Raw genomic sequence first — 13,613 nt, forward strand, 5'->3', positions numbered from 1 at the left:
ACAGAAAGAAAGTGAGGTACTTAACATGACACTCGTTTCAAATCCTACTCAATTAATTAGCGCTTTGGACAATAATGAAAAAGAAGTTGTTATCACACGTACCATGACTTTTGCAAGTTCCATCTATCTTCCAGCTGGTATCGACATCAAAGGTCAAGCACAAGAAAATGGCGTTCTGCCAACTGTATTCTTTTCACATTCTGATGGTTTTATCTTGAAAGGCGATGCTAAGATTTCTGATTTAACAATCTCAGCTCTTCAAGATAAGAAAGCTATTTCACTTGTGCCACAACAAGTTCGTGACAACTTTGGTCAAATTTCACTTGAAAACTTGATCGTGGACGGTCAAATTTCAATGATTTTCCGTGCACCAACCATGACTGCACATGTCGACACACACAACGTCTTGGTTCGCAAAGCAGATACGCGCACCTACCTTGAGCAACCACAAAAATATGGCGTAAACGTCCTGCAAGGTGCTTATACCCTTTACAATTTTAACCCCGATGCTAACAGTAAGATTACAGCAGCTATCAGTGAATTGAACGTCGGTCAAGACGGTCAACCTGTCATCGGATCTGGTGTCTTTGTTTCAGGTTTCAATGATGCTGGTGGTCAAGTTGTGATGGATAAAATGGTCTTGGGTTCAGTTTATTCTACTGGTCTCCTTCCTCAAGGTGCGGCAGATTTCATCACCGGTGGTGTCTTTGTTGTCTATGGTGCCCATGTTCACGAATTGTATCAGCTCGGTAAAACCGTTACTTACGGCGTCAATGACATGGTCTTGGATGCTTGGGGAACTGTTGACAAATGGGTCGTAGAAGATGAAGTGATTTCCTACGGTCAATCTGGTGTTGGTTTCGTAAACTTCGGTAAAGTCAATGATTTCCAAGCGAAAAAAGCCATTTCTACCTACGGTGTCGGAGCTCGCGCCTACAATCAATACGATGGTACCTTGAAAATCGGTCATTTTGCTGAAATCAATACCTACAATGACGGTGCTGTTGGTATTCAAATTTCCAAAGAAGTCGGTGAACTGCATATTGAAGGCGATATTACGACCCACGGTGGTGTTGGCCAATCTCTTGTAAAAGGTGTCAACGTGGATCTTCCAGCCTATGCCTTTTCTATCAAAGATGGCGGTTACCTTCATAAACTTCATGTCAAAGGCTCTATCCTTAGCCACGGTGATAATGTTACAACTGTCACTATGGAAGATGGCAGTCGTTTAGACCAAGTCGCAGTGGATGGTAAAGTCGCTGCACTGGGCAACAATAGCAAAACCTTCAGCGATGAAACTGTTGAGAAACGATTTTAAGAATGAAGCTAAACGAGACTAGGATTTCCTGGTCTCGTTTTTAGTAGTAAATTCCGATTAGAAAATTGGCATAGAAAAATGAGATTGGTAGTCCAACCTCATTTTTTTCTTCTGAAAGCAAGTTGTTGCAAGAGCGAGATAATTGGTCCAGTGAAGAGCATGGCAATAATTGTTCCTTCGCGAATTCCTAGAAATGGGTTACCAAAGAGGAAAGAGAGAAGAAGCGCTGTTACAACCATTCCAATATCACAGGCCAATTTGACGCTAGAAAATGGTTTATTGGTCACTTGGGCAATAGTTTTGGGCAACCCTTCGCCCGGCATGACAATCGTATCCGCATTGACCTCAACAATGACACCGATTGCCAAGATAAAGACAGAGATAATCAAGACAATCAACTGGACTGGATAAGATTTACTGGACAAGATTGGAGCGAGCAGACCGTAGAAAAAGTTAATAAACAAGCCAAACAAGGTTCCGGGTATTAACTGAATGAGGTAAGGAATTGCCTCGCTCATCTTCTTTGGTCTAGCCAAGACGAGCTGAAAAACAACTAGCAGGGCTAAGAAGAGCGCCGTGTTCAGACCGATGGATGAACCCATAGATTCTGAGACGACGTTGGGCACAGCAGCAATCGGAGACGTGCCGAGCAGGGATATTTTTGACATGGCAACAGCAATGGCCATGATTGTGATTCCAATAACAAATTTTATGATTTTCATAATTCTATTTTAATACAATATCGACAAAAATCAAGCATTAACTCACTAATTAGTAGATTTGTTATTTATGTTTGCATAAAATAAATTATGTAAATCACAGTTTATCCAATGCATTTTTTTGCTCATCATTGACAATATGGGTATACAAATCAGTAACTTGCGTATTGGCATGCCCCAGTTGATGGCTGACCAAGACCTGCGACTTGGTTGCATCGTAGAGTCTGGTCGCAAGCGTGTGGCGGAGTTTGTGGGGCGTTACACGAATTTTGAAATCAGACGAATACTTGGCAACCATTTTTTCAATAGAAGAGGCATCCATGCGATTGGGTATCCCACGATATTCGGAAAGAAAGAATGCGATGTCAGTCTTTTCAGCCTTATAGCGTTGCTGCCGGATGGTCATATAGGCTTCCAGATAGGGCTTGGCAAAGCCAGCAATATTAACAGAATCCCGTTTACCACCTTTTCGAGTGACTTCGATGATCATCAATTTTAGATTAACATCCTTGAGGTCCAAATTGACGGCCTCAGACAGACGGACGCCAGAGGCCAAGAGCAGGGCAAGAATGGCTAAATCACGCTCCTTATTTTTTCGGAAAGAAGATTTTGCACGGTTGGAAAGTTTATTTTCGTATTCTGTGTCCACGTATTCCAGAAATTCCATGGTTTCGTCGCCCAAAAAGAGTTTCTGCTTGATATTTTCCGCCCGGGCAGCCAAGGTTTCTTTTTTCTTCTTGGTCGACACCTTTTTCATGACATTGCGGTAGAAGTAGGGCTCACCCTGATCATTTTCCACTTCTTCGGTTAAATACTTGAAGAGACTAGAAAGTGCCGACAGAGTGCGGTTTATGGTGGTCTGCGACACACCATTCTGCGTGGTATTGGCGTTCAGTAAGGGACGCTCCCGTAGATAAAGAATGAAGGCTTCCATATCTTTTTTGGTCAAATGTTCCAGAATATCCAACGGAATATCAGCAATCCGTTCCACAGATACCAAATCTGAATCCTGTAACCACTCAAAAAAACGACGATATTCTTTGAGGTATTCATAAAGGGTTGTAAAACTATAGGGAACCGCCAACTTGGATTGGTAATAATCCAAGACATACCAAGGCATGATTTCTTTCAATTCCTCAATTTTTTCCAATAATAATTCACGACGCATGATGATTTCTCCGAGATATTTTATTTAAAATTAAGTATTGTATTTTGGAAGAATTTTCAGCCTTCGTATTTATTTTGAAATTATAAAGTACATATATTCGGCAAAAATTTTTTCTAGTTATCATACCAGTAGTATACCATAGTTTTATATAAGTTTCAAGAAAATTATAGTTTTTCGGAAAGATGTTATATAGATTTTCAATTTTATAACCAAAAAAAATTTTTATGGCTAAACTGGAATTTCTAGATACCCTCATTTTTCTAGTTTGATAATAGATATGTATAAATTCTGAGGTGGTTAAATTTATGCTAAATTTCATACCTATCAATCCTGACAACTGGCGAATTCCGCTTTCCATTTTTCCTTCACAGACAGGCTTTGTTGCTGATAAGATGACCACGCTGGCTCAAGCTTTTGCCTACCGTGAATTTAATAGCCAGGCTTATTTGATTTATGACCATCAATTGCCTGTCGGTTTAATCATGTATCACGATTTACCTCAAGTCCAAGCCTATCACCTATCAGAATTTTTCATTGATAAACATTACCAGGTTCAGGGCTATGGTCGACAAACTATGAATCAATTTTTAGACAATATTCGTAGAGAAAAACGTTTTTCAGCCGTTGAATTATGTATCCTTGAAAACAATGATTTAGCAAGAAAACTATATGGATCCCTTGGATTTGTGGAAACGGGTGATGCTGACGGAGATGAAATAGTATTTCGTTTGAATTTATAAAACCCAACATTTGCATATTAAATATTATGTAAACTATTTTTTATTTATTTGATAACTGCATCATTAACTCCATAGCCGTTTCTTGATTACGGAGATAGACCTTGATGCCTGTTGATTTGACCCGTTTTGTAAAGGCACTTTGACTGAGTTTCAGTTTCTGAGCTAGGGATTTTTGCTTAAAATGTTCAGAATAAATGCCAGTCTCTACCAATCTTAGGATGAATTGCTTTTGCGAATGACTCCACCGATCTCGCATAAAATCGCTGGTCGCTAAAAGACTGTTAATGACCTTGTCAATATGGGGATAGTCGGAAGAAAATCCGTTGGCTCTACTTCCGTAATCGTCTTGTGTCTGGATCAAAGTTAGAGCTTTCTCAGCCTCACGCTGAGCTTGAGAATTGCTTGAGAAAATGCTGGTTTTCTGCACTGCATCATCCAGCTCACCCAAACCAATTCCTATTTGCAACTGATAACCTTCGGCCAGAGACAGATGTAAATAATCAAGAATTTGCAATAAATCCGCGTTGGGTTTGACTTGAGCCTCTAGCAGTCCACCTCTATGGAGAGTAAAATCAGTCAATAATTGACTAGCATAAACCTGATTTAGACGACTAATAATCGTGAGAATGTTTATTTCTGTTTGTGATTGGCTTGATAAAGGTGTAATCTGGCCAGTAATCATCATCATTTTATTCATCATTCCATTTTAATGGAAAAATATAAAAATGTCCATTAAAATGGAATTATTTAAAATATTTATTATGTAACTAGGTCATTACTAAACTTCTATCAAGACTGAAAGAAACTATACTAGCACTTCCCTGACTTTTTTACATTTTACATATTAAAACCCAGCTAAATGGAATAATCAGTCTAGCTGGGTTTAGTTAGTTCATTGTTGTATGTATAAATATAGATGAATGGAAGATTCTAGCGATTTGCCCAGGCGATATCAAGATTTATAGTCTCTTGAGTTGTATATTGTGCGCGATATGGATTCCAAATTAAATTAGCTACTGACGAAACATTCTCATTAATATAATATCCATCGTATTGTGTCAATCCATGAAGTTCAATGATATCATTAAGTTTTTCAGCGTAGGCTGTATCTGTTGCGTATGTACCAGTTAAAGCATTAGTAGCATCCAAGTAGCTACTGGTGTTGGAACGCCAAACACTGTTAAAGTGAGGTTGGCGAACAATATTTACGTAATCAGCTAAAGACTCATAATAACTTGGATAAGTACGAAAATAATCAACGATATCATAGGTATTTCCATATCCACCATCTTCCCATGTTTGAAGGGATACAGATTGTCCATTGTATACTCCCTTGATACCAAATAAGTTATGGTACAGGGAAATTGATAACCCAGATTATCCATAATTAGATTCATGTATAGCCTGTGCAATCATGACAGATGGATACAAATCATAGGTGTTGGCTAATTGCTGCGCAGATGGTGCAACTGTATTGGTGAATTGTTGTCTATAATCTGCCACTACATATTCTGTAGCTTCAGCCTGTCGAATCGTCTTATTCCAAAATACAAATAAACTAATCGTTAAAAAGACAATACCACTGCCAGTAATATTGAGAGAGGATGTTTTTTCATTGATTGAAAATATTGACCTCTTGAATACTGCATAATACCTAAATCCTTTTTCATAGTTTAATGGTAATCATTATACAATTTTCAGACATTAATACTCAAGATAGTTTACTTTATAACTTATATTACAAAAAAAGTTTACATAACATTCGTTATGCAAACTTAATTGTTAGTTATTCTTCTACCCATACGGAAACCGAGCCTGGATTGACATAGAAACGCCCCCATCCATTTTCATCTAATTGAACGGTGTCTTGTCGATGACCGGTTGCATCTACAAATACTTTTCCAGCATTTAAAGTTCCCATATCCATGTCTTTGTATCCTTCATCTGCATTGCTGATAACGCAGGCTAGACCTTTAGGATGCTCATTATCCCCTTGGCAAACCCAACCAATACAATTTGGATGATCGAGATAATCAATCTGTGGACCGTAGGTATGATGTTGACGGATAGCAAGTAATTTATCCAAGATTTCATTGAAGGCAGCTTGTCCAAATTCACCTGAAATACCGTAATAATCACCGTAGAATAAGGTTGGCAATCCTTGTTGACGTAGCAAAATTAAGGCGTAAGCAGCTGGTTTGAACCAATCTGCGACTGTTGATTCTAGCGCCTGTCCACGTTGTGTATCATGGTTTTCGACAAATGTAACGGCAAAATCAGGCTTTGTTTTCACCAAGCTACCATCAAAAATGGTCCGTAAATCGAAAGATTGCCCTTCATTACCCGCCTGAAAGAAATTCATGTGGAGCGGAACGTCCACCAAGTCAAGTTGGTAATCTGTACCGTCGATATAACTTTGACTATCTACTTCACTGTCTTTCCAATATTCTGCGAAAGCATACAGGTCAGGTTTAACTTCTTGTCGGATAAATTCCATAAAGGAAGCGATAAAATCTTCCCCAATATGCTTGGCAGCGTCAATCCGAAAGCCATCAACCTGAGTTGTTTCGATAAACCATTTTACCCAATCTTTGAGATGCTCTACTACTTCTGGGTGTTTGAAATCAATGTCATTGAACATCAGGTAATCGTAGTTCCCGTGCTCTCCGTCGACCTGATCTTGATTGGCCCAGCCCTTGTTCTCTCCTACGATTTGATAAATGCCCGTTTCATTGTGGGCGGCATCAAAATCAAGCCCTGTGAAATGGTACCAATGCCACTTAAAATCATTGTAGACATCGTTACGACCTTGGAAATCATAACCAGTATAACCCTTGATTTCATAGGGCTCAGAAAGACTTTCTTGCCGATTATCAGGGTTCATCCGACGAACTTGGAAGCTTTCTTGGTAGTCTCCACCAGCCTTGTGGTTGAGGACAATATCCGCAATCACTGCTATCCCTTGTTCGTTGAGAGCATGAATAGCAGCCAGATACTCATCTTTTGTTCCGTATTTGGTTGGAATGGTGCCTTTTTGGTCGAATTCTCCCAAATCAAACAGATCATAAATCCCATAGCCGACGTCATCTGGTCCTGTCGCTTTAAAGGCAGGTGGCGTCCAAACATGGCTAATTCCTAATTCTTTCAGATGCGGAGCGTCATTTTTTAGCCGATTCCAATGGTCGTGATCAGCAGGCAGATACCATTCAAAGTATTGCATTAATGTAGAACGTGTCATCAAATCTTCTTTCTATTTGTGGAGAACGAATTATTTACGCTTTTTCTTAGCTTTTTTCATCTTGTTGACTTGACGTTTCATGGCCTGCTCCATGGCAAATTTTCCAATCTTGCCTTTGAGCCCACCACCAAACATGGATGACATGTCAGGCATACCAGCCCCGCCCATCAGTTGGCTCATATCGGGCATTCCGCTACCACCCATCATATCTTCTAAGGCAGACATATCCATATTGTTTGGCATATTTTTCGGAAGATTATTAGGGTTAATGCCCATCTGTTTCATCATTTTGCTCATGTCACCAGACATCATGCCTTGCATGAGGGATTTTGCTTGGTTGAAATCCTTGATAAATTTATTGACTTCGACAAAGCTATTCCCTGAACCTTCCGCAATCCTACGGCGACGGCTCGGAGTTAATAAATCCGGATTTTCTCGTTCTTCAGGCGTCATTGAGGACACAATGGCACGCTTACGAGCAATCTGTTTTTGGTCAACCTTTAGATTTGCCAGAGCTGGATTGGTTGACATACCAGGAAGCATTTTGAGCAAGTCTTCCATCGGTCCCATGCTTTGTACTTGGTCGAGCTGGTCAATGAAATCGTTGAAATCAAAGGTGTTCTCGCGCATTTTTTCCGCCAGTTCCAATGATTTCTTCTCGTCGTACTCCTTGCTGGCCTTTTCAATCAGCGTCAACATATCCCCCATACCGAGAATACGAGATGACATACGGTCTGGATGGAAGGTTTCGATGTCTGTGATCTTCTCACCAGTACCAGTGAATTTGATAGGTTGGCCAGTAATGTGACGAACAGAAAGCGCCGCACCACCACGCGTATCACCGTCAATCTTGGTCAAAATCACACCAGTGATCGCCAACTGGTCATTAAATTCCTTGGCAACATTAGCAGCCTCTTGACCAATCATGGCATCGACTACCAAAAGGATTTCATTTGGTTGGACAAAGTCTTTAATATCACGCAATTCCGCCATCAGGGCTTGGTCAATCTGCAAACGACCGGCCGTATCAATGAGGACATAGTCATTGTGGTTGGCTTTGGCTTGTTCTAAACCTTGGCGCACAATTTCAAGGGCAGGAACTTGGTTGCCCAATTCAAAGACAGGAACGTCAATCTGTTGCCCTAGCGTTTTCAACTGGTCAATGGCCGCTGGACGGTAAATATCCGCCGCAATCAAGAGAGGACGCGCGTTCTCCTCTTGCTTGAGTTTGTTGGCCAATTTACCGGTAAAGGTCGTTTTACCAGCACCTTGGAGACCAGCCATCATGATAACGGTTGGAATTTTCGGTGATTTGATAATCTCAGCCGTTTCCGAACCCAGAACCGCCGTCAATTCTTCGTCGACAATCTTGATGATTTGTTGAGCTGGATTGAGGGTATCGATGACTTCGTGGCCAATGGCACGCTCACGCACCTTCTTGATAAAATCTTTGACGACTGGCAAGGCTACGTCCGCCTCAAGCAAGGCCAAACGGATTTCCTTGGTCGCTTCTTGAATGTCGCTCTCGCTGATTTTTCCTTTTCCACGCAGATTTTTAAATACGTTCTGCAAACGCTGGGTTAAATTTTCAAAAGCCATGTGTTCTCCTTTTAATCTCGATTATCAATGCTGGTTAGGACAGAGATTTTTTCATGCAAAAACGCATCTTCTGGATATTTTTCCAAAATCTCATCGAAAATTTGGCTGCGCACAACATAGTCCGAGTACATGTGCAACTTCATTTCGTAGTCCTCTAGCAATTTTTCGGTTCGTTTGATGTTATCATAAACCGCCTGACGGCTCACCTGAAATTCCTCAGCTATCTCTGCTAAACTATAATCATCCGCATAATATAGCTCGATATAGTTCATTTGCTTGTCCGTCAATAAGGCAGCGTAGAATTCAAATAAGGCATTCATTCGGTTGGTTTTTTCAATTTCCATAAACTTTATTATATCAAAAATTCTAGCGTTAATAAATAAGAAAATCCGTTTCTAGTGGGAAAACGGATCATTTGTTTGCATAATTTTATTTACGTCTATTTAGAGAGTTTTAAGACGAGCGAAAATACTCAAAAACCTTTGACTTTTTTGTCAAAACCGTGTATAGGATGTACGGAGGTATCCTTTTATGAATATTGTGAAAACGCGTAAGGTGGGTAATTCACCGGCAGTAACCATTCCTAAAGAACTAGGCATTAGTGAGGGCAAAGAATTCCTTGTCTACAAAGGAGTTAACGATGTGATTGTTCTTGCGCCCAAAATCCCTAATCCCTTTGACAATATGGAACCCTTCATCATGGAAAATGACTTTGAGGGGGTGGTGTTACTCGATAATGAAGGTTGAATATATTCCTCAAAAGCAGGATATTATCTGGATTGATTTTGACACTTCTATTGGTAAGGAAATTCAGAATCGCCGTCCTGTTTTAGTTATCTCCAGTCAAAAATACAGCCGAGCAACAGGTTTCGTCGCTGTCTGTCCTATTACACACGGTGCAAAAACTTTAGAGAGCCGTGGGCTATCTGTGCCGATTGACTCAGAAAAAGTCAACGGATTCGTCAATCCTATGCAACTCTATACTTTTGATTTCATATCTAGGAATGCCAGCAAAATCACACAGTTAGATACTTGGACTTTCCAGAAAGTCGTTCAGCTTTACAATTATATTTTTGAATAGAGTCGAAAGGCTCTATTTTGCTTGCTCTTTTCCTAATTATTCTCCAAATAAAACTCAAAGCGTTCGCCAACGTACTGGCTGTTAACAAATTCAAAGGCCTGGCCGTCATCCAGGTAGGAAACCTGTCTCAGAGCCAAAATTGGCTGATTTTTACTGATGTCTAGGTAGTTAGCCACCTTCTCATTGGCCAGCCGTGCAAAAATGGTCTGCTTGCTGGTGCCGATTTTATAGCCATTGTCCGTCAAGGTCTTGAAGAAATGATTGGTCACTTCCTCCTTGGGAACGCTTTTAATCAGACGCTCCGGAATGCTGGCAACTTCATAAACGACAGGGACATTATCAGCATAGCGAACCCGTTCCATCCGGACGACATATTCCCCCTTGGTCAAGGCTAGCTGTTCAACTTCTTTCTCATTTGGTTTGGTTCGAGTATAAGACAAGAGCTTGCTACTCGGCTTTTTGCCCTGCAAGAGAACCAACTCTGTAAAGGAGGTCGTGCCGCGCATCTTTTCTTGAACCCGAGTGCTGGCCACATAGGTGCCGGAACCGACCTTACGCTGGAGCACTCCTTCTTCGACCAGGAGGGTGATGCCTTGGCGCAGGGTCATGCGGGAAACGCCGAACTCATCGGACAGGTCACGCTCGCTGGGCAGGCGCTGGCCAATCTTCCAAACACCCTGGTCAATCTGCTCCTTAATCTTATCGTGAATGGTAATATATGCTGCTTTCATTTGTCAAACCTCTCTTCGTCTAGTCTACCAAAATTAGACCAATTTTACAAAGGTCAGCTGTTTTTTATGAGTAAAAATAAGACATGCAAACAATGACTGGTAATCTGCTCAAATAAAACAAGTAAATTCAAGAAAAAAACGAACAGGGGATTTCAAAAAAATAGCCATAGTTTGGAAAACTGATAATTGACAAATATAGTTTGGAAAATGTTCGTATTTATGGTAAAATAGCTATCAGTATTTGAATGATTTTCAAATGGAAAGGGAAAAACATGACAAAACAAGATGTCCAAAAAATTATCGTTCTGGATTATGGTAGCCAGTACAACCAGCTGATTTCACGTCGCATCCGTGAATTCGGTGTCTTTTCAGAACTGAAAAACCACAAAATTACTGCTGAGGAGGTCCGCCAAATCAATCCGATTGGTATCGTTCTTTCTGGTGGGCCAAACTCAGTTTACGCGGAAAATGCCTTTGACATTGACTCAGAAATTTTTGAACTGGGGATTCCAATTTTGGGGATTTGCTACGGTATGCAGCTAATTACCCATAAATTGGGCGGTAAGGTGGTGCCTGCTAGCGAGGCTGGTAACCGTGAATATGGTCAGTCAACACTTGAACTCAAGGCTGAGTCTGCTCTTTTTGCTGACACTCCTTCTGAGCAATTGGTTCTTATGAGCCACGGTGACGCTGTGACGGAAATTCCAGCTGACTTCCACTTGGTCGGTCTGTCTGCGGATTGCCCTTATGCTGCCATTGAAAATACCGAACGCCGCATCTACGGTATCCAGTTCCACCCAGAAGTTCGTCATTCCGTATACGGTAACGACATCTTGAAGAATTTTGCCTTTGGTATCTGTGGTGCGCGTGGCGACTGGACCATGGAAAACTTCATCGAGACTGAAATCGAGAAAATCCGTGCAACTGTTGGCGACAAGAAGGTTCTTCTGGGTCTGTCTGGCGGTGTGGACTCTTCTGTTGTCGGTGTCCTTCTGCAACGTGCGATCGGTGACCAGTTGACTTGTATCTTCGTTGACCACGGCTTGCTCCGTAAAAATGAAGGTGACCAGGTAATGGAGATGTTGGGTGGCAAATTCGGTCTCAATATCATTCGCGTAGACGCTTCTAAACGTTTCCTAGATTTACTTGCTGGCGTATCTGACCCTGAGAAGAAACGTAAAATCATCGGTAATGAATTTGTTTACGTATTTGACGACGAGGCAAGCAAGTTGACAGATGTAAAATTTCTGGCTCAAGGCACGCTTTACACCGATATTATCGAGTCTGGGACGGATACGGCTGAGACAATCAAGTCTCACCACAATGTGGGCGGACTTCCAGAGGATATGCAATTTGAGTTAATTGAGCCGCTCAATACCCTCTTCAAGGATGAAGTACGTGCGCTAGGAACGGCACTCGGTATGCCTGATGAGGTTGTGTGGCGTCAGCCATTCCCAGGTCCTGGACTGGCTATCCGTATCATGGGCGAAATCACCGAGGAAAAACTCTACACTGTCCGTGAGTCAGACGCTATCCTCCGTGAGGAAATTGCCAAGGCTGGCCTGGACCGTGATGTGTGGCAGTATTTCACGGTCAATACTGGAGTTCGTTCGGTAGGTGTCATGGGAGACGGTCGTACTTATGACTATACCATTGCTATCCGTGCTATCACTTCTGTCGATGGAATGACGGCTGACTTCGCCAAACTTCCTTGGGAAGTTCTTCAGAAAATCTCTGTCCGCATCGTCAACGAAGTCGACCACGTCAACCGCATCGTCTACGACATTACAAGCAAACCACCAGCAACAGTTGAGTGGGAATAGAATAAGTTACTCAAAAAACCGCATGAAATAAAGTGTTTCATCGGTTTTCTTTTATCGTTAGCACCAGTTTAGCACCAAAATATAAAAACTACCAAAATTAATGGTAGTTCATCCTACTTAAAAGCAAATATATTCTTTCTCTCTTCTCCTACCCTATTTTGGTGCCTTGTCTGACAGGTTCAACAGCCGGAACGGCAAGCGGATTCCCTTCGTCTTTCTAGGCAGTCTGCTAACCTGCTTTGGACTGGTCCTTCTACCCTATGCGACCAGCCACAAACTTTTCTGGCTCTTCAATCTTGGCTTGGAACTTGTCTTATTTGCCATGTCCATTTCTCGGGCTCCTGCTATTGCCCTCGTGCCCGATTTGACACTCAAGCCTTTGCGTAGCAAGGCTAATGCCATCATCAATCTTATGGGTGCTGTCGGTGCAATTCTAACGCTCATTGCCCTAGCCCTGCTGGTCGATAAGTCAGACCAGCCTGACTATACTGACCTCTTCCTGACAGTTGGACTCATTTTGCTAGTCAGCTTTGCCATTCTCCGCTGGAAAATTGATGAGAAAAAAATGGCCATCCCAGTCCAAAATGAAGAGGAAGAGACTAGAGGAACAGGCGAGCCCGACAAGGAAGTCAATATTTCCCTCTTTTTCCTGCTGGTGTCCATCATCCTGTGGTTCATGGCCTACAACGGCATTACGACGGCTTTTTCACGCTATGCTATCGCTGTCTGGGAAATGGATGTTGGCCAGGTGGCACGCTCGCTCATGCTGGCTACTATTGCAGCAATCATTACCTATATTCCCTCTGGATTTTTAGGGACAAAAATCGGTCGCAGAAAGGCGATTTTATTAGGAATTTGCCTGTTTTCCACGACCTATCTTCTCGGTATCATCCTGACCACTTTTTCAGCCCTGGTCTATCTGTCTTTTGCTATTATGGGGGTGGGTTGGGCCTTCATCAATGTTAATTCCCTGCCTATGATTGTAGAGATGAGTCATGTTTCGGATGTGGGCAAGTACACTGGCATGTACTACACTGCCTCTATGGCGGCGCAGTTTGTGACTCCCATTTTGTCTGGTTTTCTCATGGAGGTGCTAGGATTTGGTGCCCTCTTTCCCTATACCCTCCTCTTCTCCATCCTGTCCTTGCTGACAATGATTTTGGTCCGGCACGGGGATAGTTCCTAGAAAGGTTGCT

14 protein-coding genes are annotated in these 13,613 nt (G+C 41.8%); 6 read left to right on the forward strand and 8 right to left on the reverse strand.

Going from position 1 to position 13,613, the window contains the following annotated elements; translation table 11 throughout:
* Positions 1-25: 25 nt before the first annotated feature.
* Positions 26-1,318, forward strand: coding sequence for a hypothetical protein (locus ACHBGV_RS02000; protein ID WP_394735546.1), 1,293 nt, complete (start codon positions 26-28; stop codon positions 1,316-1,318).
* 98 nt (positions 1,319-1,416) lie between these two features.
* Here the strand turns inward: ACHBGV_RS02000 and ACHBGV_RS02005 are convergent, their stop codons facing one another.
* Positions 1,417-2,040, reverse strand: a complete 624-nt coding sequence (locus ACHBGV_RS02005; protein WP_394735547.1) for a YitT family protein — start codon at positions 2,038-2,040, stop codon at positions 1,417-1,419.
* Positions 2,041-2,134: 94 nt separating this feature from the next.
* Positions 2,135-3,205: a tyrosine recombinase XerS gene (gene xerS / locus ACHBGV_RS02010; RefSeq protein ID WP_172009048.1), complete on the reverse strand. Its 1,071-nt coding sequence runs from the start codon at positions 3,203-3,205 to the stop codon at positions 2,135-2,137.
* Between the two features lie 305 nt (positions 3,206-3,510).
* On the opposite strand from xerS, the gene ACHBGV_RS02015 reads away from it, so the two are divergent.
* Positions 3,511-3,945, forward strand: a complete 435-nt coding sequence (locus ACHBGV_RS02015; RefSeq protein ID WP_394735548.1) for a GNAT family N-acetyltransferase — start codon at positions 3,511-3,513, stop codon at positions 3,943-3,945.
* A gap of 40 nt (positions 3,946-3,985) precedes the next feature.
* Here the strand turns inward: ACHBGV_RS02015 and ACHBGV_RS02020 are convergent, their stop codons facing one another.
* The 5 genes from ACHBGV_RS02020 to ACHBGV_RS02040 all read right to left on the reverse strand — a co-directional run bounded on the left by ACHBGV_RS02020 (position 3,986) and on the right by ACHBGV_RS02040 (position 9,126).
* The gene (locus ACHBGV_RS02020) at positions 3,986-4,642 is read right to left on the reverse strand and encodes a SatD family protein (protein ID WP_394735549.1); all 657 of its coding nucleotides are present in this window, start codon (positions 4,640-4,642) and stop codon (positions 3,986-3,988) included.
* A gap of 233 nt (positions 4,643-4,875) precedes the next feature.
* On the reverse strand, positions 4,876-5,310 hold the full coding sequence (locus tag ACHBGV_RS02025; RefSeq protein ID WP_394735575.1) for a glucosaminidase domain-containing protein: 435 nt from the start codon (positions 5,308-5,310) through the stop codon (positions 4,876-4,878).
* A 421-nt stretch (positions 5,311-5,731) separates the two neighbouring features.
* Positions 5,732-7,183 (reverse strand): alpha-amylase, encoded by a 1,452-nt coding sequence (locus ACHBGV_RS02030; protein ID WP_394719631.1) that lies wholly within the window; start codon positions 7,181-7,183, stop codon positions 5,732-5,734.
* Positions 7,184-7,213: 30 nt separating this feature from the next.
* Positions 7,214-8,782, reverse strand: a complete 1,569-nt coding sequence (ffh, locus tag ACHBGV_RS02035) for a signal recognition particle protein (RefSeq protein ID WP_105137850.1) — start codon at positions 8,780-8,782, stop codon at positions 7,214-7,216.
* 11 nt (positions 8,783-8,793) lie between these two features.
* A complete protein-coding gene (locus ACHBGV_RS02040; protein ID WP_105110178.1) occupies positions 8,794-9,126 on the reverse strand; it encodes a putative DNA-binding protein in 333 nt (110 codons plus the stop codon).
* A 187-nt stretch (positions 9,127-9,313) separates the two neighbouring features.
* On the opposite strand from ACHBGV_RS02040, the gene mazE reads away from it, so the two are divergent.
* Both mazE and ACHBGV_RS02050 read left to right on the forward strand, forming a co-directional pair.
* Entirely contained in the window at positions 9,314-9,529 is a 216-nt protein-coding gene (gene mazE / locus ACHBGV_RS02045; protein ID WP_105110177.1) for a type II toxin-antitoxin system PemI/MazE family antitoxin, read from the forward strand.
* Complete coding sequence (locus tag ACHBGV_RS02050) at positions 9,519-9,863, forward strand: type II toxin-antitoxin system PemK/MazF family toxin (protein WP_394735550.1); 345 nt, start codon at positions 9,519-9,521, stop codon at positions 9,861-9,863. The genes mazE and ACHBGV_RS02050 overlap by 11 nt, the downstream gene beginning before the upstream one ends.
* Positions 9,864-9,895: 32 nt before the next feature.
* On the opposite strand, the gene ACHBGV_RS02055 is transcribed toward ACHBGV_RS02050, so the two are convergent.
* Positions 9,896-10,594, reverse strand: a complete 699-nt coding sequence (locus ACHBGV_RS02055; RefSeq protein ID WP_105123328.1) for a GntR family transcriptional regulator — start codon at positions 10,592-10,594, stop codon at positions 9,896-9,898.
* A gap of 272 nt (positions 10,595-10,866) precedes the next feature.
* Between ACHBGV_RS02055 and guaA the strand changes: the two genes are divergently transcribed.
* Positions 10,867-12,417 carry a glutamine-hydrolyzing GMP synthase gene (gene guaA, locus ACHBGV_RS02060; RefSeq protein WP_394735551.1) on the forward strand — a complete coding sequence of 517 codons (1,551 nt, stop codon included), beginning with the start codon at positions 10,867-10,869 and terminating at the stop codon, positions 12,415-12,417.
* A 127-nt stretch (positions 12,418-12,544) separates the two neighbouring features.
* Entirely contained in the window at positions 12,545-13,603 is a 1,059-nt protein-coding gene (locus tag ACHBGV_RS02065) for an MFS transporter (protein WP_394735576.1), read from the forward strand.
* Positions 13,604-13,613: the final 10 nt, after the last annotated feature.

Origin of the sequence: Streptococcus sp. A34 (assembly GCF_043674115.1) — a bacterium.
Taxonomy (GTDB): domain Bacteria; phylum Bacillota; class Bacilli; order Lactobacillales; family Streptococcaceae; genus Streptococcus; species Streptococcus suis_V.

What these genes read in the sequence shown, in the direction of transcription:
- xerS (WP_172009048.1), bottom strand. Translation starts at nt 3,205, where the DNA reads ATGCGTCGTGAATTATTATTGGAAAAAATTGAGGAATTGAAAGAAATC.
- ACHBGV_RS02000 (WP_394735546.1), top strand. Translation starts at nt 26, where the DNA reads ATGACACTCGTTTCAAATCCTACTCAATTAATTAGCGCTTTGGACAAT.
- mazE (WP_105110177.1), top strand. Translation starts at nt 9,314, where the DNA reads ATGAATATTGTGAAAACGCGTAAGGTGGGTAATTCACCGGCAGTAACC.
- ffh (WP_105137850.1), bottom strand. Translation starts at nt 8,782, where the DNA reads ATGGCTTTTGAAAATTTAACCCAGCGTTTGCAGAACGTATTTAAAAAT.
- ACHBGV_RS02030 (WP_394719631.1), bottom strand. Translation starts at nt 7,183, where the DNA reads ATGACACGTTCTACATTAATGCAATACTTTGAATGGTATCTGCCTGCT.
- ACHBGV_RS02015 (WP_394735548.1), top strand. Translation starts at nt 3,511, where the DNA reads ATGCTAAATTTCATACCTATCAATCCTGACAACTGGCGAATTCCGCTT.
- ACHBGV_RS02020 (WP_394735549.1), bottom strand. Translation starts at nt 4,642, where the DNA reads ATGAATAAAATGATGATGATTACTGGCCAGATTACACCTTTATCAAGC.
- ACHBGV_RS02050 (WP_394735550.1), top strand. Translation starts at nt 9,519, where the DNA reads ATGAAGGTTGAATATATTCCTCAAAAGCAGGATATTATCTGGATTGAT.
- ACHBGV_RS02055 (WP_105123328.1), bottom strand. Translation starts at nt 10,594, where the DNA reads ATGAAAGCAGCATATATTACCATTCACGATAAGATTAAGGAGCAGATT.
- ACHBGV_RS02040 (WP_105110178.1), bottom strand. Translation starts at nt 9,126, where the DNA reads ATGGAAATTGAAAAAACCAACCGAATGAATGCCTTATTTGAATTCTAC.
- ACHBGV_RS02005 (WP_394735547.1), bottom strand. Translation starts at nt 2,040, where the DNA reads ATGAAAATCATAAAATTTGTTATTGGAATCACAATCATGGCCATTGCT.
- guaA (WP_394735551.1), top strand. Translation starts at nt 10,867, where the DNA reads ATGACAAAACAAGATGTCCAAAAAATTATCGTTCTGGATTATGGTAGC.